Source organism: Undibacterium sp. RuTC16W (assembly GCF_049339445.1).
In the GTDB taxonomy this organism is placed as follows: domain Bacteria; phylum Pseudomonadota; class Gammaproteobacteria; order Burkholderiales; family Burkholderiaceae_D; genus Undibacterium.
Genome location: NZ_JBMPPE010000012.1, coordinates 52,599 through 78,030, shown reverse-complemented (window position 1 = coordinate 78,030; position 25,432 = coordinate 52,599). Strand labels below are relative to the sequence as shown.

The following is a 25,432-nucleotide window of genomic DNA, read 5'->3' as shown; positions in this document are numbered from 1 at the left end:
CCCCTCTAAAGTCTAGTTTGCTTTTGCCGTTAATTTAGTAAAGTACGGTCTGAAAAGGGGAAATAAAGTGGGCATACAATCTACAGGCATCGGCTCGAATCTGGACGTCAACAGCCTCATTACTAAGTTAATGCAGGTTGAAAGTCAGCCCCTGACCACATTAGCAAAAAAAGAGGCTAGTTTTCAAGCCAAACTGTCTGCGTACGGCACGCTCAACAGCGCACTCAGCGTATTTCAGTCAAACGTGACCGGCTTAAATAATCTTGGTTCCTTTCAGGCCTTGACGGCCAGCTCTGGCGACACGTCAATTCTTTCTGCGACGACAACTAGTGTTTCTACCCAAGGCAGCTACAACATTAATGTTACCAAGCTCGCTCAGGCGCAGACAATTTCCAGTGCGGGACAAGTCAGTACAACATCGAGTATCGGCAGCGGTGCCAGTACTACGATCAGCTTTAACTTCGGGACGATTACCGGAGGAGCTCTTGCCAACGGCATTTACACAGGATCAACTTTTACACAAGATGCTACGCAAGCAACTGGGACGGTCACTATTGATGGCGCAAACAATTCTCTTCAAGGAATACGTGATGCAATCAATGCCGCCAGCGTAGGCGCAACGGCAACGATTGTTGGCGATGGTAGTGCTACGCCCTACCATCTCGTCATTACCTCTAGTAAAACCGGTGCAACATCCAGCCTGAAAATCAGTGCATCAGGCGATGCGACAATCCAAAATCTGCTGAATTATGATCCGGCAGGCACCCAAAACCTGACTGAGACTACGAATGCCCAAAATGCTGCACTGACCGTCAATGGCATTGCTATTTCCAGCGCCTCAAATGCCGTATCCGGCGCCATTCAGGGCACCACCGTCAATGTAGCCAAAATAGGTAGTACCAATCTTACACTTACGACCAACACCAGTGGCATTCAGTCGTCAATTAATGGATTTGTAAAAGGTTTTAACGATTTACAGTCCACGCTAAAAAACCTGACAGGATATGATGCGAGCTCCAAAAAAGGCGGGATATTAATCGGTGACGCTACTGCTCGCAATATCCAAAGCCAAATCAGATCGACCCTAACTGCGGGGGTTAATGGATTGGGTGGCAATATCACCACACTTGCCAGTATTGGTATTAATTTCCAGAAAGACGGCACACTAGCCATTGACTCCTCCAAATTACAGTCAGCACTAAACAATAACTACAGTGAAATTAGTGGTTTATTTGCTTCTGTTGGCAAGGCAACTGACAGTTTAATCAGTTATAGCAGTTCAACTACTGCAACTCAGCAAGGTGCCTATTCAGTTGAAGTTTCCGCGTTAGCGGCTCAGGGTGGCTTGCTGGGCAATCTTAATTTAAATACCGGCAACACGACAATCGCTGCCAATACAAAAATTGACGTTACCCTGGACGGCAAGACAGCCTCTGTTGCACTCGCTGCCGGGTCCTACAGTGCGACTAATCTGGCGACACTGATCCAGACCTCCATCAATGGAACTACGACGTTTAAAGATAACAGCTCTACTGTTATAGCTTCCATCAATAGCAGCGGTTTTTTACAGATTCAATCAACACTTTATGGCAGCACCTCCAATGTCTCTCTCGCAGACAATACTGGAACCAGTGCAGCTACCCTGACAGGCACCACGCTCTCAGGCACGGCAGGTATCAACGTGGCAGGCAAGCTCAATGGGGTCAGCGCAACCGGATCAGGTCAATCGTTAACCGGAGCCACGGGAACGGCTGTGGAAGGCCTAAAAATATTAATCAGCGGAGGCTCTGTCGGTGCTCGTGGTACGGTCAACTTCTCTAAAGGCTATGCGACACAAATCACTAATTTGCTGTCAACCGTCGTAGGGACAGCCGGATCGATATCAAGTGCATCCGACGGAGTCAACCGCAGCATCAAAGACATTGGCAATCAACGCGACACATTAAACAGCAGGTTATTCGACGTGGAAGCACGTTATAGGGCGCAATTCACAGCACTGGACAGTATTATCAGTAATCTCAATAACACCAGCTCATTTTTGACACAGCAATTAGCGGCATTAACTGCAAGCACCAAATAGTTTTCAGTGAATCATTTACAAAAATAATAGTTTAGAAAATATCAGAGAGGATTAACCGCTATGTTTGGCTCATCTCAAATAAACGGTGCCAATGCTTACGCTAAAGTCGGCATTGAAACTGGAGTCATTGCTGCCAGCCCGCATAAATTGATTGTGATGCTGTTTGATGGTGCGATTGTCTCTATAGGTAATGCAATTCAACATATGCACGCAGGAGAGATTGCGGCCAAAGGCAAGTCCATTTCAAAAGCCATCTCTATTATCGATAATGGCCTACGTGCAAGTCTTGATAAAAAAGCTGGTGGTGAAATAGCGTCAAGCCTGGATGCGTTATACGAATACATGAACAATCGTCTGTTACTGGCAAACATCAACAACGATGAAAATCTGCTCATTGAGGTACAGAATTTATTAAAAGATTTGCGCGGTTCATGGGAGGCAATTGCACCGGCAGCGCCTGCTGCTCAAATTCCTGTATTAAACACCGATGCACTCGCACCACGTTCTGCTAAATTTCTTGAGGCTTGATTGATGATGGATAGCATGGAAATGATCTCGATATACGAGAATGTCGCAACAATTACCGATCAAATGCTAAGTGCGGCACGCAATGGTGACTGGGATCTTTTGTCCAAATTAGAGAGCGACTGCACCTCTCAAGTACAAATTCTTCGAATCCGGGAGGTTGAGCAAGAACTGTCACCTGATTTGAGAACTAGAAAAATTCAGATCATCAGAAAAATCCTCGCTGATGATAAGGAAATCCGTAACTTAACTGAGCCCTGGATGGCACAGCTCGCAAACGTCATGCGCAGCTCAGAATCACATCGTAAGCTGTCGCGAACTTACGGTTCGAGCTAATTTATAAGGTAAATACTGATGTTGCCAAGGGTCGATAATTTGCTAAGGCCCGTTGTCGCTATTGAAGCGCCGTCTGCTGTTGCCACCCTTGGGGAGGCAAGACAAGAGGCAGTCAGTAAGTTATCTCAGCTGGTTATTGGCCGGCAAGTACAGGGCGAAGTGCTTTCCCGGTTAAATGATGGTAGCTTCTTAGTGAGAATTGCAGGAACAACTGCAAAAATGAATCTTCCTGCTGACAGTAAAGCAGGTGATCTTCTAAATTTAAAGCTACTTACCGTCGATCCCCGCCCTAGCTTTTTACTTGGCGAAAGTAATCAGACTGTTATAGCGACTTTCCCGAAACAAGCGCTACTTGGACAAACCCTTCTCGACATAACAAGCAATCATGCTGAAACAATTTCAGCAGACTTATCCAAAGCAGCCAATAATTCCCCAAAAATATTGCCTGATCTGGCAGCATCAACGAGCACCCCGACTACAATTAGCCAGACAGCGAAACTAATCGATAGCATCCTGCATCTTGCTCAGGAAAAAGGCACTGCCAATAGCCTGATCGGAACAAGACCACTCGCTGAGCATAGCGACATATTAAAATCGCCAGCCGACTTATCTTCTCAGTTGCAAAAAACGATTTCCTCCAGCGGGCTGTTTTACGAATCTCATTTAGCCGATCTGGCAGAAGGCAAGCTCACTACGGCAGATATACGACGAGAACCACAAGCATTACAATCATTTCAAATCGAAGAAGCCGTCCAGACCAGCCCCGATGATCAACTCATCTCCGTCTCCACTAAGCCTGTTGTCAACACAGAGCTTACTCAGTTAATCCATTTGCAACTGGATGCGCTAGAGCAGCAAAAAATCGTCTGGCAAGGAAATCTCTTACCTAATTTACCCATGCAGTGGGAAATTGTAAGAGATCAACAAGAACAAAATGGCCCCATAGCAGAGAGCGATAACGCATGGCAAAGTACCGTCCGTTTTGAGTTGCCTCATTTAGGCGCAGTCTCAGCAACGATCCATCTGAGAGGTGAACATATTCAACTTTATGTACGCACCAGTAAATCAGATACTGCCGAGCTATTAAAAACTTATACCGCTCAACTAGCCGATTCATTAAAAAGCGCAGGCACCTCTTTAGATGCCATATCAGTCAAACAAGATGACAACACCTAAGCCAACATTGCAAAATGCGGTAGCTCTAGCCTATCAGAACGGCGACTCAGCACCGCGGGTCGTCGCAAAAGGAAAAGGGCTGATTGCGGAGCAAATTATCGCCAGAGCCAAGGAGCATGGTGTTTTTGTCCATCAGTCAAAAGAATTGGTCTCTCTCCTGATGCAGGTAGAACTGGACAAAGATATTCCTCCAGCGCTATATAGAGCGGTTGCAGAACTGCTCGCTTGGCTTTACCATATAGAATCTGAGAAGTCGGAGACACAGACGATATATCTCGATCAGAAAAAATAACTGTCACTTCCCAAATCAAAATCATACTAATAACATGCAATCTTCTCCTCCGGTACTAGGTACTGAGAATCAAAGTCCTTATCAAGTCGACTCACGTCGCGAGATTATTGCCTTGTTGCGAGGACTGAAAGAAAGTAACCAATTAATCAGTATGATGATTAATGGAGGCTCGGAAGTATTTATTACATCGATACTGGAAGTTGACGACGGAAATAATAGTTTAATTATCGACAGCGCACCTGGGCAACTTGCGAATCAACGCATCGTTGAAGCACCCAGAGTTTCTTTTGAAGGTTTGCTGGACCGTATCAGTATTCAGTTTTCGTCTTCAGGTGTGCAAAGAGCTACATTTGATAATCGCCCGGCTTTACAGCTCGGCATGCCGACAAATGTCATTCGTTTGCAGCGTCGTGAGTATTACCGGATTAACACACCACTATCAAATCCTATTCGATGCATGATTTTTGTTGAAGATGAAGGCATGTCGCAGGCCGTCAAATTTTCGCTGGTTGATATTAGTTGCGGCGGCATTGCTATTCTGGATGAAAAAAAGCTCCTCGATAGCAATATCGGAACAACCTACGAACATTGCAAAATCGACTTCCCGGGAATCGGTTTAATTGACGTCGATCTGCAAATCAGAAATGCGCAGGACTTGATACTGCTGAACGGCAAAACGAACCGTCGTCTTGGCTGTCAATTCCTGAATCTGTCCAGCACTGTTCTGGCCAGTATTCAGCGCTATATTATGAAGCTCGAGAGAGAACGCAACTCCAAACTGACCGGAATACGATAAGCTACTTTACGCGCAGGCGAGTTGCAATGACTGGAGTACAGAAGAATGAGCTTCTAACCTGGCATTGATCTGGCGTTGACCAGCAGGTTCCTGTCGCCACTGATTCCTGATATTCAAAGAAATTTCTATATCTGCATATTCATGATGTCATGATAAGCAGACACCAGTTTATTCCTGACCTGCACTGTTGTTTGAAATGAGATATTGGCTTTCTGCATCGATATCATCACGTCAGACAAACTGACCTTATCGTCACCCAGAGCAAATTTCTTTCCCAGCTCCTGAGAAGTCATCTGTACATTATTTACCTGATCTAATGAGGCTTTTAATGCATCCGCAAAATCTAATTTTGCCGGTGCTATCGGCTCACCATTAATACCACCAACGCCACTGGCTGCGGTCGGCACCGCCGACTCCATACGCGCTGCTGCCGCTTTAAGCTGTGCCACCATGGCATTAATCTGACTGTTGTCAATTCCGCCTAATTTCATATTTTGCTCCGATTCAGTCGCAATAAGCCATTGCGCTACCTTAGCAGCCACCAACAAGAACGTAGCGTTGATAAGAGGGACAAAATATGTCTTTTTCCTTGGATTGATTTTTAAAAATCGCATCACAATCAGTATCAAGGAAAAACCCCAACATGGATTTAATATGCAACACGATGATTTGATGATATCCCGACGCGAGGTTGACCATGGCAACAGCTAATGAAGCGGTTCTGACTGCGCCAGGAGCGGACTTACCTACCTTTTTGGGTTTTCCGCAAACACCGGGTCTGAGAAACATCATACTAGGTGTCGGTGCAGCCATTACGCTTGCCATGATGATAGGTATCTGGCTTTGGAGCCAGACGCCTGACTACAAAGTCCTGTTCTCAAATTTCAATGATCGTGATGGGGGAGCCATTGTTGCATCCTTGCAGCAAATGAATATCCCATATAAATATTCTGAGGGTGGCAGCGCGATTTTAGTTCCGGCAAATCAAGTTCATGACGCCAGATTAAAACTGGCGTCTCAGGGATTGCCCAAAGGCGGCAATGTCGGTTTTGAACTCATGGAAAACCAAAAACTCGGCATCTCCCAGTTTCTGGAGCAAGTCAATTTCCAACGTGCGCTCGAAGGTGAGTTAGCGCGCTCCATTCAGGCGGTCTCCTCAGTGCAGGCGGCTCGGGTACATTTAGCCATTCCTAAATCGTCCGTATTTATCCGCGACCAGCAAAAACCCACAGCGTCCGTGCTACTGAATCTTTATCCGGGCCGCAATCTCGATCAGCAGCAAGTCGGTGCAATCTTACATCTGGTCGCCAGCAGTGTGCCTGAATTAAACGTCAAAAACGTCACCATTGTCGATCAAAATGGCAATCTGCTGTCCGACCCGACAAAACAAATGGGCAATAACACTCTTGATCCGGCACAACTCAAATACGTACAGGATTTCCAGCAAAATATTATTAAACGCATAGAGTCCATCATCTCACCCATCGTAGGCACCAATAATGTCAGGGCAGAAGCAACTGCTGATATTGATTTTTCGCGTAGCGAGCAAGCTGCCGAAAGTTATCGCCCTAACTCTCCGCCAGAATCCTCAACGATACGTAGTCAGCAGTCGAGCGAAAGCTATAATAAAACAGCTAATGCGTCTGGCATCCCAGGCGCCCTGAGCAATCAGCCGCCCGTACCGGCTACGGCACCAATCATTGCCAGCGGTGCGGCGGCTCAAAGTACCGGTGCGTCGAATGCAGGTCTGATGCAAAAAGACTCCACCGTTAATTATGAAGTTGATAAAACCATCCGCTACACGCAGCAAGCTATGGGGGGGGTAAAACGTCTATCCGTCGCGGTCGTGATTAACTACAAATCAGAAACAGACAAGAACGGCAAAGTCACTACCAGAGCTCTCACCGATGTAGAAAAAAACCAGCTAACTGATCTGATCAGAGAGGCCATGGGGTTCAACAAAGAGCGTGGCGATACGCTGAATGTTGTCAACAGCCCATTTGCCGGTCCAGAAAAAGAATCTATAGTGGATATACCGATCTGGAAACAACCAGACAGCATCCAGATGGCGAAAGAAGCAGGCAAATACCTACTCACCGCAATCGCCCTCGCCTATCTGTTCTTTGGTTACCTGCGCCCAATGTTATACAAAATGATGGGCAGAGACGAAAAGACCAAAAAACGTGAGCAAGAAGAGGCGCTGGCAATAGAAAATGAAAAAGCCCTGGCTAAACAAAAAGAAGAGGAAGAAGAAGAGGCAGCTATAGTCAATTTATCCAAAGACGCAGATGGCAATATCATTAAGGCGTCGACAGGATACGAATCGAATTTAGATCTGGCCAAACAATTGGCCAGTACAGATCCGAAAATCGTAGCGAACGTAATCAAGACATGGGTGACCAATGAGTGACGAGGGCGTACAAAAAGCGGCTACTCTGATGCTGGCGCTGGGGGAAGACGGCGCGGCAGAAGTGATGAAATATCTTGGCCCTAGAGAAGTACAAAAAATTGGTGCTGCGATGGCAACCATCGGCGCCATTCCGCATGAAAATATTGCCAAAGTTCTTGAGGAATTCAGGGCGGCAGCGGATCTGAGCTCTTCAGTAGGGCTGGATTCGGACGAATACATTCGTAATGTCTTGACCAAAGCGCTCGGCGATGACAAAGCCTCCTCTTTGCTGAACCGTATTTTAGGTGGCAAAGATGCCAGCGGGATCGAGAGCCTGAAGTGGATGGACTCGCCATCGGTAGCTGACCTGATCAAAAATGAACATCCGCAAATCGTCGCCACGATTCTCGTACATCTGGAAAGCGATCAGGCATGTGAGATTCTGAATCAGTTTACAGAACGACTACGTAACGACGTCGTATTACGTATTGCGACGCTCGATGGTATTCAGCCAACTGCCCTTCGCGAATTAAATGATGTACTGACAAAACTCCTGACTGGCAATGAAAGCCTGAAGAAAAAATCTATCGGCGGCGTCCGTGCTGCAGCAGAAATCCTTAACTTCATGAGTGGTGACAATGAAGCCTCAGTCATGGAGAATTTACGTAAGTACGATGGTGATATGGCAGAAAAAATCATGGATGAAATGTTCGTCTTTGATAATATTCTGGAAATCGATGACAAGGGCATTCAGCTTCTTCTGCGTGAAGTACAGTCAGATTCCTTGATCGTCGCATTGAAAGGTGCTAATCCTGATATGCGCGAAAAAATCTTTAAAAATATGTCTCAGCGCGCTGCCGAAATGATGCGCGAGGATCTGGAGTCAAAAGGTCCGGTACGTTTATCTGAAGTAGAGGCGCAACAAAAACAAATTCTGCTGATCGTACGACGCCTTGCAGATGAAGGTCAAATCATGCTGGGAGCTAAAGGTGAGGACGCGTATGTCTAGCGTCATTTCTAAAGGAAGTCTCTCCCCTTTCCAGCGCTGGGAAATGGCATCTTTTGGCGACGACCGTCCTTCGCATCAAGCCGAAAAAAAAGTAGCGTCAACCCTGGCTGAAAAAATTAATCTGGAAGAAATTCAGCGTCTGAAAGAAAGCTCACATAAAGACGGCTACGCAAATGGCTATGAAGAAGGATATATCAGCGGACTGCAAGAAGGTAAAAACGCTGCCTACGCGGATACAAAAACCTTGATAGAGACCGAAGCACTTCAACTTCAGTCACTCACGAAAAGCGTATCGGAACAAATCAACACCGCAAGCACCGTAATGGGCTCGGAATTACTGGGCTTGGCTCTGGAGCTCGCTGAGCGTATGCTCAGAACCCGTATTGACATTGATCCTGAAGCGATTCTTCCCATTGTCAGAGAGGCGATTGACTCCCTTTCCTCTATGCAGCAACCAGCGCAAATTTTTGTTAATCCTGCTGATGCAGAAGTTCTCAAGCTTCGTACCGGAGATGAACTCATCAACGCAGGATGGCGCATTCATGCAGACAGCCATATTGAGCGAGGTGGATGTAAGATTGAAACCGCTCAAAATCTGATTGATGCAACAGTAGAAACACGCTGGCGCCGTATTGCTGAAGCCGTCAAAAAATCAATGCCGTAATCGCCATATCATCGACACCATGCGCCCCCCACTATCCGAGTCTTGGCAAAAACTGATCGACAACAGCAAAGATCAGCTTGCTCATGTACAGCCAATGCTATCAGCAGGCAGGGTGACTAAAGTCACAGGTCTGGTCATGGAGGCTGTCGGATTAAAACTGCCCGTTGGCAGCGCTTGCAGTGTGCATTTACAAAGCGGCTCAACTATTGATGCAGAGGTCGTCGGATTTGATGGCGATCGCCTCTTTTTAATGCCACACAGCGATCTCAGTGGCGTAACACCAGGCACACCTGTTTATGCAGAAGAGGCCCTGTTTCTAGGAAATAGTAAACACCCTCGGAGACGACCTAGCGACCGGACTAGACACTTGCCAGTCGGCTACGAATTACTTGGCCGCGTCCTCGATGGCAACGGCAAGCCCTTAGATTCACTTGGTCCGCTGATGGCAACAGAATCAGCCCCGTTAGGATCGCGCATCTACAATCCTTTATTACGCGCTCCAATTATTGACACGCTGGATGTTGGTGTCCGTGCCATTAATAGCATGCTGAGCGTAGGCCGTGGTCAGCGCCTGGGTTTGTTTGCAGGCTCTGGCGTGGGTAAAAGTGTCTTGCTGGGCATGATGGCGCGCTACACCACGGCGGATGTCATCGTAGTTGGTCTGATTGGTGAGCGTGGTCGCGAAGTCAAAGAGTTCATTGAGCAAATTCTGGGCGAGGAAGGCCTGGCAAGAGCTGTAGTCGTCGCGGCACCAGCCGATGCCCCGCCACTGTTGCGCCTGCAAGGAGCCGCCTACGCGACGACGATTGCAGAATATTTCAGAGATCAGGGCAAAAGCGTCTTGCTGATCATGGATTCACTGACCCGTTACGCCATGGCACAACGTGAAATCGCCCTGGCGATCGGTGAGCCGCCCGCAACCAAAGGTTACCCACCCTCCGTCTTTGCTAAGTTACCGATTCTGGTTGAGCGTGCTGGCAATGGTATTGAAGGCGGCGGTTCTATTACAGCCTTTTACACGGTACTCACCGAGGGTGATGACCAGCAAGATCCGATCGCCGATGCCGCCCGCGCGATTCTCGACGGCCATATCGTTCTGGATCGTACTCTTGCAGAGAGTGGTCATTATCCTGCGATTGATATTGAACAATCCATCAGCCGTGCAATGCACAGTATTACGTCGCCAGAACATCAAAAACTCGCAAGAAAATTAAAACAACTATACTCACGCTATGAGCGCAGCCGTGATCTGATCAGTGTTGGTGCCTATTCTGCCGGGTCAGACCCGTTATTGGATGAGGCAATACGACTGTATCCACATATCAACGCGTTTTTACAACAAGACATTCTTGAAAAATCGACCATAACCGAGAGCTTGCAGGGACTTTCAGCTCTATTCAACGCTTAGATTTCGCTTCATCTCCACTATACTTAGATTGAAATGACAAAAAAGTCTCCCATCAGCACATTGATTGAACTGGCTGAAAAAGATACGGATGACGCTGCCAAAAATATAGGCAAGGCAATTCGTGCTCTGGAGGAAACAGAAAAGCAATTGTCGCTACTCCTACAATACCGTGATGATTATGTTGTGCGATTTCAGAATGGTGCAGCGGCTGGGTTGAGTGCAGGACAGTATATGAATTTTCAATCGTTTATATACAAGCTGGATAGCGCAGTTGACGGGCAAAAAAAAATTGTTAAAGACGCCGAATATCGCGTCAGTAAGGCACGAAGTCTTTGGCAGGAATGTGAAAAAAAACGACTTTCTTACGGCATTTTGCATAACCGGGCACAAGCCGATGTGCTGAAAAAAGAAAACAAGCTGGACCAGAAACAAACGGATGAACATGCAGCAAGAAGTTATTTTTACAAATCTTGACTGCACACCAGTTCATCAATGCAAATGAATGAGATTACATAAGGTCAGCAGGCCACTTTGTACTCAGACCGATAGATGAGTTTTCTTTTAATGATAATGTTGGTGACCATATGCAAACAGCACTCATTCCAAGCTCGACTGATACCATCTCGACTTCTGCTTCTCATTCTGCCAAACAGAATAACGTATCCAGCAGCGCCAGTTCCGGCACCTCATTTAATCAATTTCTGAACAAAGAAATCACTCAGCAAAAACCCAAAGAGGTCGCAAACGTACCAACACCTCCGCAAAAAAACATAACTTCTGCAGCCAGCAACGTAAATAAATCTGCCAATAACCAGACGCCGGCATCCAACACTGCACAAGCGACAAAATCAGACACGGCAAGTAACAACGACAATAAAGTCGATAAAAACAAAACCAGCGCCAATAGCGGCGACGATCAGGCAGCGAACGACCATAGCAATATCGACAAAGCTGACAACGCAGAGCAGGCAAATAATGCACAGCTCATTGCGCTGGTCGGCAATATTGGACAATTTTCAACGGACACAGCCAAAGTCGACGCTAGTATCAAAGATGAAGCCAAAACAAACGATCCGGCTCTGGCAATCGTCGACACATCCGGCGCGGTGGCAGCGCAGTTGCGTACCAATACCAAAGACCTGCCTGACGCCAACTTAACAGCGACTGGCAAAATCGGTACAGCCACGCTGGTAAAAACGGGTGAAAACAATCAAGCTGAGTTGAAGCAGAGTATTTTGCCTGAAGATAAAACCAGTTTGACACTGGCAGATGAGCAGCTTTCTCAAGGCAAAACAAAAGACAAAGCTGAGCCTCTGGCAGAAGCTGCACTATCTGCCAACGAAAAAAATTCGCCGAAGACAGTAGCGCAATTCGCGGCTGACTCAGTTAAAAATAGTGTGACAGGGAAAAATACCTCCTTAGAAAAATTGCAGGATGCCGCACCGGCAATTCCTCAGGTATCACATAACTTTGCCCAACAATTTGCGATCAGCACGAACCAGGTCGCCAGCACCATGGCCGCGGAGCATCTATCGCCGCGGGTAGGCAGCTCAGCCTGGGATCAGGCAGTAGGTCAAAAAGTCGTCTGGATGGTCGCTGGCGGCGAACAGACTGCCGAATTGACACTTAATCCACCAGACCTCGGACCATTACAAATTGTTCTAAGTGTCAGCAATGATCAGGCCAGTGCGACCTTCAGTTCAGCTCAGCCAGAAGTGCGGGAAGCTTTGGAGGCCGCGTTGCCAAGATTAAAGCAAATGATGAATGATGCAGGTGTGCAATTATCTGGCTTCTCGGTTAACTCACAGGCCTCACAACAAAACAATCAACAACCTGAGAGTCGCTCAGGCCTTAGTGCCTCACGTCAGACAAACGGGAATAACGAGACTGACACCAGCGCGACAACAACGATAGTAAAAAGAAATACGGCAAAAATCGGTGGTGTCGATACCTTTGCCTAGTCCTGGCAAGGATTTCATCGAGCAATAAGCCGTTATCTGATCAAAAAGGAAGCGCAGACAATTCTGCCACTTCCCCGCTGAGCTGGAACATAAATTTCTCCGCAGTCGACAATTCACACCTTAGCACTAAGCGAACGGACAATTCTGTCGCAAATACGCTGTGCACCTCTGTAAGCAGATCTTTCGCATGTAAAATAGTCTGAGAATGGTCTTTCAATGTCAGTTATGTTGTCGATGATCAGATACCATCGAAATACGGCGCCCATAAAAGCGGCGAGCACTTCAAAATCGCTATTTTGAAGACACAACACAAGACCAATCTGACTAAACGAGCAATACCGGCGATCATGAGAAATGAAAAGATGAGCGGGAATATGCCCTCTGTTTCTTGGATGTCATTGATCAACTATTGCAGATAATGTGAAACATGATAGATGCATGAACGAAGTGCATCGTTTGAGAGGAAAAAATGTCTAAAGCACCAGCGAAGGCAGCAGAAGCAAATGCAGCACCTGCAGGCAAATCCAAGAAAAAACTGATCATCATGATAGTGGCAGGTGTATTAGTGCTGGCAGGTGTCGGTGGTGGTGCTGCGATTTTCCTGTCGAAAAAGAATGCTGCATCTAAAGAAAAAGAACACAAAGCGGAACCGGCAAAAGCACCGGTATTCTTGGCATTAGAACCTTTTACAGTGAACTTACAGTCTGAAAACGGTGATAAATATCTGCAAGTCAGCATGACCTTACAAGTTCAGGACGAAGAGCAAGTGAATCTGATCAAGGCGAATAACGCTCAGGTGCGTAGTCGTCTGTTAATGCTATTGTCAAGCAAGCAGGCAAGCGAAATTCTGACTTCTGAGGGCAAAGAACAATTGGCGGGAGAAATTGTCGACCAGGTTAAATTACCGTTCTCACCAAAAGGAGAGCCGCAAAAATTGTCTGGCGTTTTCTTTACCTCGTTCGTGATTCAATAGTCTCAAACCATCATGTTAATACCAAGGATCTGCATACACCATGTCTGATAATTTTCTCTCCCAGGAAGAAGTCGATGCTCTGCTAAAGGGCGTCACGGGAGATCAGGACGATTCGCAATCGCAAGAGGATACCTCTGGCGTTCGCCCCTATAATCTTGCTACGCAAGAGCGTATCGTCCGTGGCCGCATGCCGACGCTGGAAATTATCAATGAACGTTTTGCCCGCTTATTGCGTATCGGATTGTTTAATTTTTTACGCCGTAGTGCTGAAGTCTCCGTTGGTACGGTCAGAGTATCCAAGTACAGCGAATTTATCCGGAATCTGGTGGTGCCAACCAATCTGAATCTCGCGCACATGAAACCCTTGCGCGGGACGTCGTTATTTGTCATGGATCCGGGACTGGTCTTCTTATTGGTCGACAATTTATTTGGCGGTGACGGACGCTTCCATACCCGGGTTGAGGGACGCGATTTTACACAGACAGAACAAAGGATTATTCAACGGATTCTGGAAATTATTTTCGAAACTTATGCCAAATCCTGGGAGCCTGTCTATCCTGTTGAGTTCGAATATATCCGCTCTGAAATGAACACCCAGTTTGCGAATATTGCGACGCCAAACGAGGTTGTAGTATCCACGACGTTCACAATTGAATTAGGTCCTGTCAGCGGCGAGCTACATATGTGCATGCCCTACTCGATGATAGAACCGATACGGGACATTCTCACAAGCAGCCTGCAAGGCGAAACGCTGGAAGTAGATAAGCGCTGGGTGCGTCTGATGACACAGCAAATCCAGATCGCGGAAGTAGAGATCGTGGCAGATCTGGGTACAACAAAAATTACGCTGGGGGATATTTTGAACATGAAAGAAGGTGATGTGATCCCCCTCTCCGTTCCGGATATTATTTCGGCAAAAGTAGATGGCACACCCGTCATGGAATGCAAATACGGTGTGTTCAATGGGCAATATGCGTTGCGCGTAGAAAAACTGCTGAGTTCCAGCGTCAACGAAGTCGCGCAAGAAGCGACGCAAGGAGAAAATCATGGACGATAATAACGATACGCCGATCAGTGAAGATGATTGGGGTGCGGCGATTGCCGAACAAGAAAAAGCTGACGCTGCCGCTGCTGCCGCGGCAGCGAGCACGCCTGCTGCAGAACCGGCTATCTTTAAAGAATTCTCCGGAAAAGGTTCACAAACCGAAACCCACAATGATATCGATTTCATTCTCGATATCCCGGTACAACTGACGGTCGAACTAGGTCGCACCAAAATCGCAATCAAGAACCTGCTGCAACTGGCACAAGGTTCGGTGGTTGAATTAGATGGGCTGGCAGGTGAACCGATGGACGTACTGGTCAATGGCTGCCTGATTGCCCAGGGTGAGGTTGTGGTAGTGAATGATAAATTTGGTATTCGCCTGACCGATATCGTGACACCGGCTGAACGTATCCGTAAGCTGAATAAATAATGCGCAGACCGACTGGCAAACAAAATATCACTGCACTGAGCGTGATTATGAATGTGGGTCTGAGTGTCAATGTCAGTATTGCGCTGCTATTGACGTCAAGCAGCCTGGCAGTTGCCGCCGACAATACCGCCATCTCACCAACTACGGGCTTGCTACAAATTTTTCTTGGCCTGGTCGCAGTACTCGCATTAATGGCTTTTGCTGCCTGTTTTTTTAAACGGCTTGGCCCTGTTACCACTGCGAATAAAGTACCTGTGACCATCGTAGGTGGTGTGAACGTGGGTAATCGCGAGCGTATCATGGTCGTCGAAGTTGCAGATCAGTGGATCGTCGTTGGTGTCACCGCACAGCAAATCACAACGCTGTCAACAATGCCAAAACAAGCGCAAACGGAAATATCCGCCGCAGCTAATGCTGCAACGAATCCATTCGCTGGCTGGCTGGCTCGCACGATGGATAAACGCTCTGCAGATAAAGCAGCAGAATAATGCGCCGTACACCAACCATTAGTATGAATAACTTGCGTCTTCCTTCCGTTCTGCAAACACCGGTGATCTTGATGTTCATCCTGCTCATGCTGACATCTATTTTTCCTGAGCAGGCACATGCACAAACTACGGGCGGCTTACCAGCGATTACCTCGACACCAGCAGCAGGCGGTGGTCAAAATTATTCGTTAAGCATACAGACGCTGTTATTTCTGACGGCGCTATCCTTCATCCCGGCGATTTTGTTAATGATGACCAGTTTTACACGCATCATTATCGTCCTGTCCTTGTTGCGCCAGGCCCTGGGAACGCAGTCAGCACCGCCGAATCAGGTGATGGTTGGCCTCGCTTTATTTCTGACCTTGTTTGTAATGGGCCCGGTATTCGACAAAATTTATGCCGAGGCGTATCAGCCTTTTGCAGAGAACAAAATGTCGATGTCTGAGGCCATGGATAAAGGTGCCGCACCGCTTAAAGCCTTTATGCTGAAGCAAACCAGGCAAAGCGATCTGGCGCTGTACGTCAAGTTGTCCAATACACCCGAGTTGCGTGGACCTGAAGATGTGTCTTTACGCATTTTGATCCCGGCATTTATAACCAGTGAGCTGAAGACAGCATTCCAGATCAGCTTTGCGATTTTTATCCCGTTCCTGATTATCGATATGGTCGTCGCCAGCGTATTGATGTCGATGGGAATGATGATGGTGTCGCCGTCGATTGTGTCATTGCCGTTTAAATTAATGCTGTTCGTGCTGGTCGATGGCTGGCAATTACTGATCGGCTCTCTGGCACAGAGTTTTTATTAGCGACGACTATGGTGCTGCTTGCATAAGAAGTTGACTGGCGAAGTTGACTGATATGAGCGATTGATCAGTTTAATCAATCTCGCTTAGTGCTACAGGCTGCTCAGTCGCGTGTTGTTGAGAATTATTAAATTTAGTTAGGGAGCACAATATGTCACCAGATAGCGTCATGACCCTCGGCCGTCAGGCAATGGAAGTCACCTTAATGGTGTCGGCACCGCTTCTGCTGGTCGCTCTGGGAATCGGCCTGATTGTCAGTATTTTTCAGGCAGCGACACAAATTAATGAAACCACCTTGTCTTTTATACCGAAGCTCATTGGTATCTTTGTCACCCTGATCGTTGCCGGTCCGTGGATGTTGTCGGTACTGACGGATTACATGCGCCAGATGTTCACCAGCATCGCGACGATGGCAAGTTGATACAGAAACATAGCTGGTACCAAGCCCTCACGTTTATACTCCCCCTCCCAAGCTATGGTGTCCTTTTCTGGAAATGAACTGATCGCCCTGATCGCGTCTTTTATCTGGCCACTGACCAGAATACTCGGCCTGATTGCAATTGCTCCTCCATTCGGTAATAACAGCGTACCTGTTCAGGTCAAGCTAGCCTTAGGCGTCATGCTGGCGTTGATTGTTGCGCCAACCATACCGCCCTTGACAGGAGCCGACCCGGTGTCACTCACAGGTGTGATGATACTGATGCAGCAGTTCGTGATCGGACTGGCGATGGGATTTATGATGCGGGTTGTTTTTGCGGGTATCGAAATGTCAGGGGAAGTGATCGGGCTGACGATGGGTCTGGGTTTTGCCACTTTTTTTGATCCGCAGACGCAAGGACGATCATCGGCAATCAGTCAGTTTCTGGTGCTGGTAGCAACCCTGCTGTTCCTGACGCTGAATGTACATTTATCGATGCTGGCAACGCTCGTCGAAAGCTTCACTACCATCCCGATCTCTACTTCGCTCACTGCGGGCTTTAGTTTTCAGCGCCTCGCCATCTGGGGGCAAGAAATTTTCAGTACCGCTATGCGATTGTCCTTACCTATTGTGGCGGCACTGCTGATTACCAATATCGCGCTGGGGATTTTGACGCGGGCCGCACCTCAACTAAACCTTTTTGGTATCGGTTTTCCGATAACGATAGGCGTAGGCTTTCTGATGCTAGGGATGATTTTGCCTTATTTGATGTTACCGATAGAAAATCTTTTTCAATACGGCTTAGAAGCGATATTATCACTGGGAATCACCACACCTCCTCATCGCTAGCTGAGAATTCCCATGATTTTGCCACTGCCGTTTTCGACGAATACCCTGTATTCCATCGCAGATATCCGTAGCGTCGAACAAGAAGCGCACTCCACGCTGACCTCTGGTTCCCTGATGCGCGCTGCGGGTCAGGCAGCCGCGGTATTCGCACGCAATCTTGTCCCCTCCGGCAGCGCTGAAATACTGGTACTTGCTGGTCCTGGCAATAATGGCGGAGACGCACTGGAAATGGCTTATCTGTTCGCGGCCGCAGGTGATCGTGTCTCCGTCATCATCGCAGAAGGAATACAACATTATTCAGCCGAAGCCAAAGAAAGCCTGCTGAAAGCACAATCAAGTCAGGCACATTTTTTTGGCCTCGACTATCTGCAAAAAACCTCTGGAAAGCAATGGACTCTGATCATTGACGGACTGTTTGGGATTGGCCTGACTCGCCCTGTTAAAGGCAAGATGTTCCAGCTGATTGAACAAGTCAATCGCTACACAGCGCTCTCCGGTGTGCCGGTGGTGGCACTTGATGTACCCAGCGGATTGAACGCGGATACCGGCCAGGTAGTCGGTACCGAGGGAATTGCCATACGCGCCAGCCATACCATCACATTTATTGCGAACAAACCAGGGCTGCACACCGCCGCAGGTAAAGACTATGCCGGACAGGTCAAGGTTGCCGATCTGGCGATTGCATCTCAGCTCTTCCCCGCGCCTGTCGCCGTCCTCAGCAACGCGGCAGTGCTGCTGGCATCCAGCAAACCACGTCCGCATAACAGCCACAAAGGTAGCTACGGTGATGTCTTCGTGATTGGCGGAGAAGAAGGCATGGCAGGTGCCCCTATATTGTCGGCACGGGCAGCTTTGCATAGCGGTGCTGGCAGGGTATTTGCAGGCTTCCTGAGCGCGCCTCCCGCATTTGATAGCCGCAATCCTGAATTAATGTGCTGCCGGGCGCAGGATGTGCACTTTATTGATACTACAGTGGTGATTGGCCCAGGTCTTGGTGCGTCTGAACTGGCAAAAACATTGTTAATCGATAGTCTGAAGCAGGCAGAATCGCTGGTCATCGACGCCGATGCGCTGAATTTGATTGCCAGCGATACGTCCTTACAAAAACTGGTGAATCAGCGCTCTCACACCAAAGACCCGGCAGGTAAGGCTCTGCGTACCGTCATGACACCGCACCCTTTAGAAGCCGCCAGATTACTGGAAACCTCGACCGACACGATACAGGCAGATCGCCTGCGTAGCGCCCGGGCCTTATCCGACAAGTTCAACGCGACGATTGTACTAAAAGGCTCTGGCAGCATCATCGCCACGCCAGACGAAACATTGATCATCAACACCAGCGGCAACCCGGCTCTGGCGACAGCTGGTACTGGCGATGTGTTAGCGGGATTATGTGGCGCGCTGCTGGCGCAAGGGATGGCTACCCACGAAGCGGCCAATATCGCAGTATGGCTGCACGGTAAAGCAGCAGATCAATGGGTCGCTCGCGGCAGAGGCCCGATCGGCATGACCGCCAGCGAATTAATCCCGGCGATTCGCGATTGCATCAATCACTACTCCAGGCGTCCAGAACGCTGAGTTAGATATACTAGGGATGAGTATAATCAAAAACAATACCTTAACCGCTTTGTTAACGTAGTGATTGAAAAATACTCCCCCCCTGCCAATGTATTTCATCCAGCCAAAACTGTTCCTGTGAAATACAGCAGCGAAGCCAGCGCAGTTAGCATATTCAGCCCACCGAATTAGTTAGTTAGCACCACCTGCACGCCTGGCTTAGCCAGATACCTACATGGACAAAGCGATTTTGCACAGGTCCCAATCAGAGGGACGACTGTTCCGCCTCAAGACGACCCGCAGTAATACGCAATGTCCGTCCGCAGCGCGCCGCAATCGACAAATCATGGGTTACCAGGATCAGCGTCGAGCCGCGTTCACGGTTTAACGCAAACATTAACTGGATTACCGATTCGCCAGTCGCCGCATCCAGGCTACCGGTAGGCTCATCAGCAAATAACAATGGCGGCTGCGTCACGAATGCGCGCGCCAGAGCAACCCTCTGCTGCTCGCCACCGGACAAGTACTTGGGATAATGGCGCAAGCGACTACCCAGGCCAACATGCTCCAGCATCTCGGCCGCCTTACTTTTGGCTTGCGTATCGCCGCGCAATTCCAACGGCAGCATGACGTTTTCAAGCGCATTTAAATGGCTCAACAATTGAAACGACTGAAATACAAAACCCAGTCGTTCTTTTCGAAATTGCGCTCTACCGTCCTCATCCAGTGCAAAAATATCCACGCCGTCCAGTACGATCTTGCCTTCGCTTGGCGTATCCAATCCCGCCAGTATCCCCAGCAAAGTTGACTTACCCGAACCAGAAGCACCAACTATCGCAAGCGTCTCTCCTTCTTGCGCGGTAAAATTGATGTCACGCAAAATACTCAAGGTACCGGTCGCGTCCGTCACCTGCTTCGCCAGATGGCTGACGTCAATTGCCTGGCGACTGGCCAGCTTATTTGTGGTCGCTGCACTGGTCAATTCACTGCTTAATTCTTTAGGAAGATTCATGCTTTTTTGGAATAAAAAAAATAGGCTGCAATTAGTACAGCAGTTTTGCCGTTATGCGTTATTCAGTATCGTACTGACCATCGCATACGGCCTTACGCCAGCATTCGCACAGGCGGCCAGTCATTCTGCATCAAAAACCGTGCTCGTGCTTGGCGATAGTCTGTCAGCAGAATATGGATTGGCGCGCGGCACAGGTTGGGTCGCCTTGATGGAGCGCCGCTTACAAGAGAAAAAAATCGCGGCCAATGTCATCAACGCCAGTATCAGCGGCGAAACCACCAGCGGTGGCAAGGCGCGCTTAGAAAAGCTGCTGACGCAATATCAGCCCGATGTCGTGATTATTGAGCTGGGCGGCAATGATGCACTGCGTGGCCTGGCACTCGGTGCGTCGGAAACTAATTTCCGCGACATGGTGGCGATGAGCAGCACAGCCAAAGCCAAAGTACTCCTGGTTGGCATGCAAATCCCGCCAAATTATGGGCGCGATTACACCGAGCGTTTTTTTTCAATCTACGGCAAGATCGCTAAGGAGAGCAAAACTGCGCTGGTACCATTTTTACTGCAAGGCGTCGCCGACAAACCACAACTATTTCAGCCTGACCGGATTCACCTGATTGCCGACGCGCACCCGATGATGCTGGATAATGTCTGGCCACACTTATACCCTTTGCTGACCTCCAGCGCGAAATGAGTCGATGAAATATCCTGAGCTGCTGAGCTTTTCCGATGTACTGCCGAGACTGGCGGAATTTGATTCGATTATCGATGTGCGCAGTCCCGGCGAATTTACAGAAGACCATCTACCCCATGCGATCAATTGTCCGGTACTTGATGATGAAGAGCGTATCCGGGTCGGTACGATGTATAAACAAGTGAATGCCTTTGAAGCAAAGAAAGTCGGCGCAGCGCTGGTTGCAAAAAACATTGCCAAACATATAGAAACACATTTTCTGGACAAACCAAAAGACTGGATGCCGCTGATCTATTGCTGGCGTGGCGGCAATCGTAGCGGATCAATGGCGCACATCCTTGCCAAGATCGGCTGGCCGGTAGTGCAGTTAGACGGTGGTTATAAAAGTTATCGCCAGCACGTCAATCAATACTTACCAGAGATCGCCAATACCATCTCATGGCGCGTCATCTGCGGCACGACGGGCAGTGGCAAAAGTCGCCTGCTGCAAACCTTACATAAGCAAGGCGCACAAGTACTCGATCTGGAGCAAATCGCCGCACATAAAGGCTCTGTGCTCGGCGGCTTGCCGGACTTGGCTCAGCCTTCACAAAAATATTTTGAAAGCCAGATCTGGCAGACTTTGCGTGAATTTGACACAAAACGTCCGGTATATGTGGAGTCAGAAAGTAAAAAAGTCGGCAACCTGCGAGTTCCCGACCAAGTCATCCAGACAATGCGCGGCGCGCCTTGTCTCGCGCTACATTTAACGATGTCTGATCGCGTCGAGTTGCTTATGCAGGAATACGCCCACTTTGTAAAAAATCCCGAAGGACTAAACCGGCAACTCGATTGTCTGGTCAGCCTGCATGGCAAAGAAAAAATCCAGCAATGGAAACAACATGCGAACGAGGGGCAAATGCGAGAGCTGGTAACGCAGTTATTGGAGAGGCATTACGATCCGGTCTACATACGCTCTATTGATAAAAATTTTATCCAATATCCGCAGGCACAGACGCTGCACCTGCAAGGCATTAGCGACGATGACTTTACTACCGTAGCAAAACTGATCCTGAGTGCGGAGTAATTTTCTTCAGTATGGAATTTCTGTCTGAATGGTCAGAATAGTCTGACCGATGCGGTAAAACGGCATCATAGTAAACAAGCGCAGTCTCATATACAATACGCATAATTTTATGAAGAAAGCGCGCTTCACTGAGAACAAGCAAAGGCCGCATCGGGCCATATCAAACCACGTTAGCCCGCCTCATCATCAATAATGCGCTGCCCTTCCTGATCCAGTTCGTCAAACTGGCGATTATTTAATGCCCACCAAAATACACCGCCAATCACGAATACGAGGGCGACGCTGAGAGGGATTAACAGATAAAGAATATCCATGGATTCGTTCCATTCGCTATAGCGACATGTTGAAGTGATGCTTTGCTTTAGTTCTGGTGTGCCGCTATATAGCTGAGTAGGCTAGGCGGTATTCATCAGGCAGTCCGCACAGTCATAACTTGCTCCTGATATAGTGTCGTCAAATCAAATGTCACAGGCCGGTTCATTCGCAATAAACGCAAAGCATTCAGCACAACGATCAAAGAACTGACGGACATTCCAACAGCGGCATGCCAGGGCTCTAATAAACCTGTCACCGCAGCTGGAATTGCGATCAGATTATAAACAATCGCCCAGATCAGATTCTGACGGATTAACTGCATGGCTTTAGCGGCAATCGTCATCGCAAATTCCAGATCGCTCAGCCGGTTCGACATCAAGAGCAAATCACTGCGAGACTGCGAAACCGGTGCACCCTGCCCCATCGCCACAGAGATATCTGCGAGCGACAATACTGGCCCGTCATTCATTCCATCGCCAACCATCATGACGATCGCTCCCTGACGCTGAAGGTTCTGAACGACTGCATATTTATCAGCAGGGCTAAGATTACCTCTCGCATTAGCGATACCACATTGCTGCGCTACAGACTGCACAACTTCTTCACGATCACCGGACAATAACAATATCTTCTTGCCGCTTTGCTGAATACCTTGCACCACGTCAGCGGCATCCTTACGCAAGGTATCCTCCAAAGCATACATCGCGAGAAAACCATCTTCACTGCCAAGAACCGAGATCGTCCTATCCTCAAAGTGAGACGGAAGCGGACAAAGCTGGGGACATATTTCAGCTACAAAATCATAGCGACCCAGTCGATATTTTTTGCCCTCAATACGCGCCTCAATACCACCACCGGCCAACTCAAGCAGATGAGTGACTGCTACTTCATCCGAGGTATTGTCAGTGCTAGCACCATTGTTTGATGAGATGGCATCCGCAATTGCTTTCGATACAGGATGCATCGAATTCGATGTCATAGCCAGACTAATGGCATCCACCTTTGCCGCCGCCAGCTGGGATGAATGTTGCTCCCGACCCGCACAATAAACTGTACTGAGGAGTCGTAACTTTCCGAAAGTCAGTGTGCCGGTTTTATCAAAAATACAGTGTGTGGCTTTCGCCATTGATTCAATTGCTTTGCCTTTGGCAACCAGCACCCCATGTGTAGCCATTTGCCCTATTGCCGCAGACATTACCCCCGGAGTCGCCAGAGATAAAGCGCAAGGGCAAGTCACGACAATAACGCTGATCGCAATCCACAAGGCGCGATCAGGATCAATACGCCACCAGATACATGCCGTGAGCGCAGCGACGATTAAAATAATTACGAGGAAGCGGCTCGCGTGTTTGTCGGCGAGCCGTACGAGTGGTGGCTTTTCGTTTGCCGCACTTTCCATCATGCTGACCAGTGACGATAACTTTGTGTCGTTACCGACTTGCTGAGCCCGCATTAGCAGGACTCCGCTTAAATTCATCGAACCAGCCATCAGCTGATCACCCGATGATTTAGGGAGCGGGTGTGACTCTCCTGTCATCAGTGATTCATCACAATCACTTTGTCCTTCAATCACCACCCCATCCGCAGGCACTTGCTCACCCGCAGCAATCATCAGTACATCATTTGTTTGTACTTCGTCTGCGCTAATAGTTACTGCCTGACGGTTATCTGGATAATGCATGAGACGTTGAGCAAGCATCGGATTCAGCTGCGTCAATACGCGCAATGCCGCTGTCGTTTTATGTTGAACCCGCGTCTCAATCAGACGTGCGCCCAGCAGTAAAAATACAAACATAATTGCTGAATCAAAATAGACTGCACCACCATGAAACGTGGCCCAGACACTCGCGACAAACGTGAAAAGTATGCCAAGCGACACCGGAACATCCATCCCGACGTGGCGATTACGAATATCTCGCAAGGCTGCTGTAAAAAATGGCATCGCTGAAAATCCGACGACTGGGATCGTAATAATAAGGCTGGCGATTTTTAGTAAACGGTCCACATCAGGCGTCAGATCACCATCAATTTGCGGCACCGGAACCAGGTAAGCCGGAAAAGCGTACATCATGATTTGCATCATCGCAAAACCGGCAACAAACAAGCGCCACAACGCCATTTTATTTTCATGTTGCTGAACTTCGTCCTGAGTCTGTCCGGCAGGAAAAGCGCCATAGCCCAAGTCAATAATTGACTGAATAATTTTTTTTAGCGAAGTGCGATGCGGCTGCCAGGCCACATCTGCGTTATGGCTCGCGGCATTAATATGAAAACTCGTCACGCCCGGCAACTGGCGCACGCGAAAGATAATTAATTGAGCACAGGCAGCACAGCGCATTCCGGACAAACTCAGTTTGCCATGTTGAGTCGTTGTATCGCTGTCCGTTGGCTGATGTGAAGTCATTGTAAAGGGATCACTTATGTCACATCTATGGATGCAATCCGATAATTTGGCTTGTTACGTGCCTGTCGGTACTGAGCAACTAAATTAGCTTGCTCAATCGCTTTCAGAACGGCGGCACAGCCGTGACAACATACCAGTTGTATTTCACCGTCAAATTTTACTTCGACCACCTGCAGTTTTCGCATTAGCTCATCGCAATGAAAGCAGGCAATTTTCTCCTCCGAGCGCAAGCCTGGGAATAATCCTGCAAAAAAAGAAGTAACTGCGATAGCCATGACAATGACGTATAGAAAGACGATATTTTTATCTTAAGGAATTAATAATCGGCATTCTTGATATGGAACAAGATTTGTTCTAAAAAACGGTCACCAACTCAAATTATTTTTGAGGAAAATCGCCAATAATTCAAGCCGTAAACGTAAAAAACGGTGGCATTGCACCACCGCTTTTTTGCCCCTGTACTGGCGACATTGTGAGGAATCAGAGAGACCTCGGATCCGCTTGACATCACGGAGAGATACTACACAAATTGTGATTGAGACTGCTTCAAATACGACTTAGGTGCTACCTGTTTTCACTTCGCACATAACCGGATCACTAAAGAGAACCGGAGCTCAAATTCCATCCGTCTTGGATACAAATTAGTCCTTGTATATCGACCTCCTTCTTTTGAACCAGTTACAACCCTAATATAGGCCAATGTCAGGCGCAGAAGAAGAAAAATATAACTATCGCTTTTGAATCA

The 25,432-nt window shown here is 48.1% G+C and carries 27 protein-coding genes; 22 read left to right on the top strand and 5 right to left on the bottom strand.

Annotated elements, in window-relative coordinates:
• Positions 1 to 67: 67 nt before the first annotated feature.
• From fliD to ACO0K4_RS18350, 6 genes are read left to right on the top strand one after another with little or no spacing between them, the layout of a single operon-like run.
• Positions 68 to 2,080, top strand: coding sequence for a flagellar filament capping protein FliD (gene fliD / locus ACO0K4_RS18375; RefSeq protein WP_422958128.1), 2,013 nt, complete (start codon positions 68 to 70; stop codon positions 2,078 to 2,080).
• Positions 2,081 to 2,140: 60 nt separating this feature from the next.
• On the top strand, positions 2,141 to 2,608 hold the full coding sequence (gene fliS, locus ACO0K4_RS18370) for a flagellar export chaperone FliS (protein WP_422958127.1): 468 nt from the start codon (positions 2,141 to 2,143) through the stop codon (positions 2,606 to 2,608).
• A gap of 15 nt (positions 2,609 to 2,623) precedes the next feature.
• Positions 2,624 to 2,941 (top strand): flagellar protein FliT, encoded by a 318-nt coding sequence (locus ACO0K4_RS18365; protein WP_422958126.1) that lies wholly within the window; start codon positions 2,624 to 2,626, stop codon positions 2,939 to 2,941.
• 18 nt (positions 2,942 to 2,959) lie between these two features.
• Entirely contained in the window at positions 2,960 to 4,117 is a 1,158-nt protein-coding gene (locus ACO0K4_RS18360) for a flagellar hook-length control protein FliK (protein ID WP_422958125.1), read from the top strand.
• A complete protein-coding gene (locus ACO0K4_RS18355) occupies positions 4,104 to 4,409 on the top strand; it encodes an EscU/YscU/HrcU family type III secretion system export apparatus switch protein (RefSeq protein ID WP_422958124.1) in 306 nt (101 codons plus the stop codon). The genes ACO0K4_RS18360 and ACO0K4_RS18355 overlap by 14 nt, the downstream gene beginning before the upstream one ends.
• A gap of 34 nt (positions 4,410 to 4,443) precedes the next feature.
• Positions 4,444 to 5,205 carry a flagellar brake protein gene (locus ACO0K4_RS18350; protein WP_422958123.1) on the top strand — a complete coding sequence of 254 codons (762 nt, stop codon included), beginning with the start codon at positions 4,444 to 4,446 and terminating at the stop codon, positions 5,203 to 5,205.
• A gap of 125 nt (positions 5,206 to 5,330) precedes the next feature.
• On the opposite strand, the gene fliE is transcribed toward ACO0K4_RS18350, so the two are convergent.
• Entirely contained in the window at positions 5,331 to 5,696 is a 366-nt protein-coding gene (gene fliE, locus ACO0K4_RS18345; RefSeq protein WP_422958122.1) for a flagellar hook-basal body complex protein FliE, read from the bottom strand.
• A gap of 206 nt (positions 5,697 to 5,902) precedes the next feature.
• Here fliE and fliF point away from each other — a divergent pair, with 206 nt between their 5' ends.
• From fliF to ACO0K4_RS18275, 14 genes are all read left to right on the top strand, one after another.
• Positions 5,903 to 7,615 carry a flagellar basal-body MS-ring/collar protein FliF gene (fliF, locus tag ACO0K4_RS18340; RefSeq protein ID WP_422958121.1) on the top strand — a complete coding sequence of 571 codons (1,713 nt, stop codon included), beginning with the start codon at positions 5,903 to 5,905 and terminating at the stop codon, positions 7,613 to 7,615.
• A complete protein-coding gene (gene fliG, locus ACO0K4_RS18335) occupies positions 7,608 to 8,603 on the top strand; it encodes a flagellar motor switch protein FliG (RefSeq protein ID WP_422958120.1) in 996 nt (331 codons plus the stop codon). The genes fliF and fliG overlap by 8 nt, the downstream gene beginning before the upstream one ends.
• Entirely contained in the window at positions 8,596 to 9,267 is a 672-nt protein-coding gene (locus ACO0K4_RS18330) for a flagellar assembly protein FliH (protein WP_422958119.1), read from the top strand. The genes fliG and ACO0K4_RS18330 overlap by 8 nt, the downstream gene beginning before the upstream one ends.
• A gap of 94 nt (positions 9,268 to 9,361) precedes the next feature.
• Positions 9,362 to 10,675 carry a flagellar protein export ATPase FliI gene (gene fliI, locus ACO0K4_RS18325; RefSeq protein WP_422958165.1) on the top strand — a complete coding sequence of 438 codons (1,314 nt, stop codon included), beginning with the start codon at positions 9,362 to 9,364 and terminating at the stop codon, positions 10,673 to 10,675.
• A 60-nt stretch (positions 10,676 to 10,735) separates the two neighbouring features.
• Positions 10,736 to 11,149, top strand: coding sequence for a flagellar export protein FliJ (gene fliJ, locus ACO0K4_RS18320; protein WP_422958118.1), 414 nt, complete (start codon positions 10,736 to 10,738; stop codon positions 11,147 to 11,149).
• 110 nt (positions 11,150 to 11,259) lie between these two features.
• Positions 11,260 to 12,636 carry a flagellar hook-length control protein FliK gene (locus ACO0K4_RS18315; RefSeq protein WP_422958117.1) on the top strand — a complete coding sequence of 459 codons (1,377 nt, stop codon included), beginning with the start codon at positions 11,260 to 11,262 and terminating at the stop codon, positions 12,634 to 12,636.
• Between the two features lie 469 nt (positions 12,637 to 13,105).
• Complete coding sequence (gene fliL / locus ACO0K4_RS18310) at positions 13,106 to 13,609, top strand: flagellar basal body-associated protein FliL (RefSeq protein WP_422958116.1); 504 nt, start codon at positions 13,106 to 13,108, stop codon at positions 13,607 to 13,609.
• Positions 13,610 to 13,649: 40 nt separating this feature from the next.
• Positions 13,650 to 14,666, top strand: a complete 1,017-nt coding sequence (gene fliM / locus ACO0K4_RS18305) for a flagellar motor switch protein FliM (protein WP_422958115.1) — start codon at positions 13,650 to 13,652, stop codon at positions 14,664 to 14,666.
• Positions 14,656 to 15,084: a flagellar motor switch protein FliN gene (gene fliN, locus ACO0K4_RS18300; protein ID WP_422958114.1), complete on the top strand. Its 429-nt coding sequence runs from the start codon at positions 14,656 to 14,658 to the stop codon at positions 15,082 to 15,084. The genes fliM and fliN overlap by 11 nt, the downstream gene beginning before the upstream one ends.
• The gene (fliO, locus tag ACO0K4_RS18295; protein ID WP_422958113.1) at positions 15,084 to 15,572 is read left to right on the top strand and encodes a flagellar biosynthetic protein FliO; all 489 of its coding nucleotides are present in this window, start codon (positions 15,084 to 15,086) and stop codon (positions 15,570 to 15,572) included. The genes fliN and fliO overlap by 1 nt, the downstream gene beginning before the upstream one ends.
• 71 nt (positions 15,573 to 15,643) lie before the next feature.
• On the top strand, positions 15,644 to 16,378 hold the full coding sequence (gene fliP, locus ACO0K4_RS18290) for a flagellar type III secretion system pore protein FliP (protein ID WP_422958164.1): 735 nt from the start codon (positions 15,644 to 15,646) through the stop codon (positions 16,376 to 16,378).
• A 148-nt stretch (positions 16,379 to 16,526) separates the two neighbouring features.
• Positions 16,527 to 16,796, top strand: a complete 270-nt coding sequence (fliQ, locus tag ACO0K4_RS18285) for a flagellar biosynthesis protein FliQ (RefSeq protein WP_422958112.1) — start codon at positions 16,527 to 16,529, stop codon at positions 16,794 to 16,796.
• A gap of 54 nt (positions 16,797 to 16,850) precedes the next feature.
• Positions 16,851 to 17,642 (top strand): flagellar biosynthetic protein FliR, encoded by a 792-nt coding sequence (fliR, locus tag ACO0K4_RS18280; RefSeq protein WP_422958111.1) that lies wholly within the window; start codon positions 16,851 to 16,853, stop codon positions 17,640 to 17,642.
• 12 nt (positions 17,643 to 17,654) lie between these two features.
• Entirely contained in the window at positions 17,655 to 19,220 is a 1,566-nt protein-coding gene (locus ACO0K4_RS18275) for an NAD(P)H-hydrate dehydratase (protein ID WP_422958110.1), read from the top strand.
• Between the two features lie 244 nt (positions 19,221 to 19,464).
• Here the strand turns inward: ACO0K4_RS18275 and ACO0K4_RS18270 are convergent, their stop codons facing one another.
• Positions 19,465 to 20,211 (bottom strand): ABC transporter ATP-binding protein, encoded by a 747-nt coding sequence (locus ACO0K4_RS18270; RefSeq protein WP_422958109.1) that lies wholly within the window; start codon positions 20,209 to 20,211, stop codon positions 19,465 to 19,467.
• On the opposite strand from ACO0K4_RS18270, the gene ACO0K4_RS18265 reads away from it, so the two are divergent.
• Positions 20,210 to 20,902 carry an arylesterase gene (locus ACO0K4_RS18265; protein ID WP_422958108.1) on the top strand — a complete coding sequence of 231 codons (693 nt, stop codon included), beginning with the start codon at positions 20,210 to 20,212 and terminating at the stop codon, positions 20,900 to 20,902. The genes ACO0K4_RS18270 and ACO0K4_RS18265 overlap by 2 nt on opposite strands.
• A 4-nt stretch (positions 20,903 to 20,906) precedes the next feature.
• Complete coding sequence (gene mnmH / locus ACO0K4_RS18260; protein WP_422958107.1) at positions 20,907 to 21,968, top strand: tRNA 2-selenouridine(34) synthase MnmH; 1,062 nt, start codon at positions 20,907 to 20,909, stop codon at positions 21,966 to 21,968.
• A gap of 170 nt (positions 21,969 to 22,138) precedes the next feature.
• Here mnmH and ccoS read toward each other — a convergent pair whose 3' ends face one another.
• The 3 genes from ccoS to ACO0K4_RS18245 form a co-directional block, all read right to left on the bottom strand.
• Positions 22,139 to 22,282: a cbb3-type cytochrome oxidase assembly protein CcoS gene (gene ccoS, locus ACO0K4_RS18255; RefSeq protein WP_422958106.1), complete on the bottom strand. Its 144-nt coding sequence runs from the start codon at positions 22,280 to 22,282 to the stop codon at positions 22,139 to 22,141.
• Positions 22,283 to 22,377: 95 nt separating this feature from the next.
• Entirely contained in the window at positions 22,378 to 24,687 is a 2,310-nt protein-coding gene (locus tag ACO0K4_RS18250; protein WP_422958105.1) for a heavy metal translocating P-type ATPase, read from the bottom strand.
• Between the two features lie 14 nt (positions 24,688 to 24,701).
• The gene (locus ACO0K4_RS18245; RefSeq protein WP_422958104.1) at positions 24,702 to 24,962 is read right to left on the bottom strand and encodes a heavy metal translocating P-type ATPase metal-binding domain-containing protein; all 261 of its coding nucleotides are present in this window, start codon (positions 24,960 to 24,962) and stop codon (positions 24,702 to 24,704) included.
• Positions 24,963 to 25,432 lie beyond the last annotated feature (470 nt).

Bases quoted from the DNA above. Each gene is read 5' to 3' on its own strand.
- fliS (WP_422958127.1), top strand. From the start codon at position 2,141: ATGTTTGGCTCATCTCAAATAAACGGTGCCAATGCTTACGCTAAAGTC.
- ACO0K4_RS18365 (WP_422958126.1), top strand. From the start codon at position 2,624: ATGGAAATGATCTCGATATACGAGAATGTCGCAACAATTACCGATCAA.
- ACO0K4_RS18360 (WP_422958125.1), top strand. From the start codon at position 2,960: ATGTTGCCAAGGGTCGATAATTTGCTAAGGCCCGTTGTCGCTATTGAA.
- ACO0K4_RS18355 (WP_422958124.1), top strand. From the start codon at position 4,104: ATGACAACACCTAAGCCAACATTGCAAAATGCGGTAGCTCTAGCCTAT.
- ACO0K4_RS18350 (WP_422958123.1), top strand. From the start codon at position 4,444: ATGCAATCTTCTCCTCCGGTACTAGGTACTGAGAATCAAAGTCCTTAT.
- fliE (WP_422958122.1), bottom strand. From the start codon at position 5,696: ATGAAATTAGGCGGAATTGACAACAGTCAGATTAATGCCATGGTGGCA.
- fliF (WP_422958121.1), top strand. From the start codon at position 5,903: ATGGCAACAGCTAATGAAGCGGTTCTGACTGCGCCAGGAGCGGACTTA.
- fliG (WP_422958120.1), top strand. From the start codon at position 7,608: ATGAGTGACGAGGGCGTACAAAAAGCGGCTACTCTGATGCTGGCGCTG.
- ACO0K4_RS18330 (WP_422958119.1), top strand. From the start codon at position 8,596: ATGTCTAGCGTCATTTCTAAAGGAAGTCTCTCCCCTTTCCAGCGCTGG.
- fliI (WP_422958165.1), top strand. From the start codon at position 9,362: ATGCTATCAGCAGGCAGGGTGACTAAAGTCACAGGTCTGGTCATGGAG.
- ACO0K4_RS18315 (WP_422958117.1), top strand. From the start codon at position 11,260: ATGCAAACAGCACTCATTCCAAGCTCGACTGATACCATCTCGACTTCT.
- fliL (WP_422958116.1), top strand. From the start codon at position 13,106: ATGTCTAAAGCACCAGCGAAGGCAGCAGAAGCAAATGCAGCACCTGCA.
- fliM (WP_422958115.1), top strand. From the start codon at position 13,650: ATGTCTGATAATTTTCTCTCCCAGGAAGAAGTCGATGCTCTGCTAAAG.
- fliN (WP_422958114.1), top strand. From the start codon at position 14,656: ATGGACGATAATAACGATACGCCGATCAGTGAAGATGATTGGGGTGCG.
- fliO (WP_422958113.1), top strand. From the start codon at position 15,084: ATGCGCAGACCGACTGGCAAACAAAATATCACTGCACTGAGCGTGATT.
- fliP (WP_422958164.1), top strand. From the start codon at position 15,644: ATGTTCATCCTGCTCATGCTGACATCTATTTTTCCTGAGCAGGCACAT.
- fliQ (WP_422958112.1), top strand. From the start codon at position 16,527: ATGTCACCAGATAGCGTCATGACCCTCGGCCGTCAGGCAATGGAAGTC.
- fliR (WP_422958111.1), top strand. From the start codon at position 16,851: ATGGTGTCCTTTTCTGGAAATGAACTGATCGCCCTGATCGCGTCTTTT.
- ACO0K4_RS18275 (WP_422958110.1), top strand. From the start codon at position 17,655: ATGATTTTGCCACTGCCGTTTTCGACGAATACCCTGTATTCCATCGCA.
- ACO0K4_RS18265 (WP_422958108.1), top strand. From the start codon at position 20,210: ATGCTTTTTTGGAATAAAAAAAATAGGCTGCAATTAGTACAGCAGTTT.
- ACO0K4_RS18270 (WP_422958109.1), bottom strand. From the start codon at position 20,211: ATGAATCTTCCTAAAGAATTAAGCAGTGAATTGACCAGTGCAGCGACC.
- mnmH (WP_422958107.1), top strand. From the start codon at position 20,907: ATGAAATATCCTGAGCTGCTGAGCTTTTCCGATGTACTGCCGAGACTG.
- ccoS (WP_422958106.1), bottom strand. From the start codon at position 22,282: ATGGATATTCTTTATCTGTTAATCCCTCTCAGCGTCGCCCTCGTATTC.
- ACO0K4_RS18250 (WP_422958105.1), bottom strand. From the start codon at position 24,687: ATGACTTCACATCAGCCAACGGACAGCGATACAACGACTCAACATGGC.
- ACO0K4_RS18245 (WP_422958104.1), bottom strand. From the start codon at position 24,962: ATGGCTATCGCAGTTACTTCTTTTTTTGCAGGATTATTCCCAGGCTTG.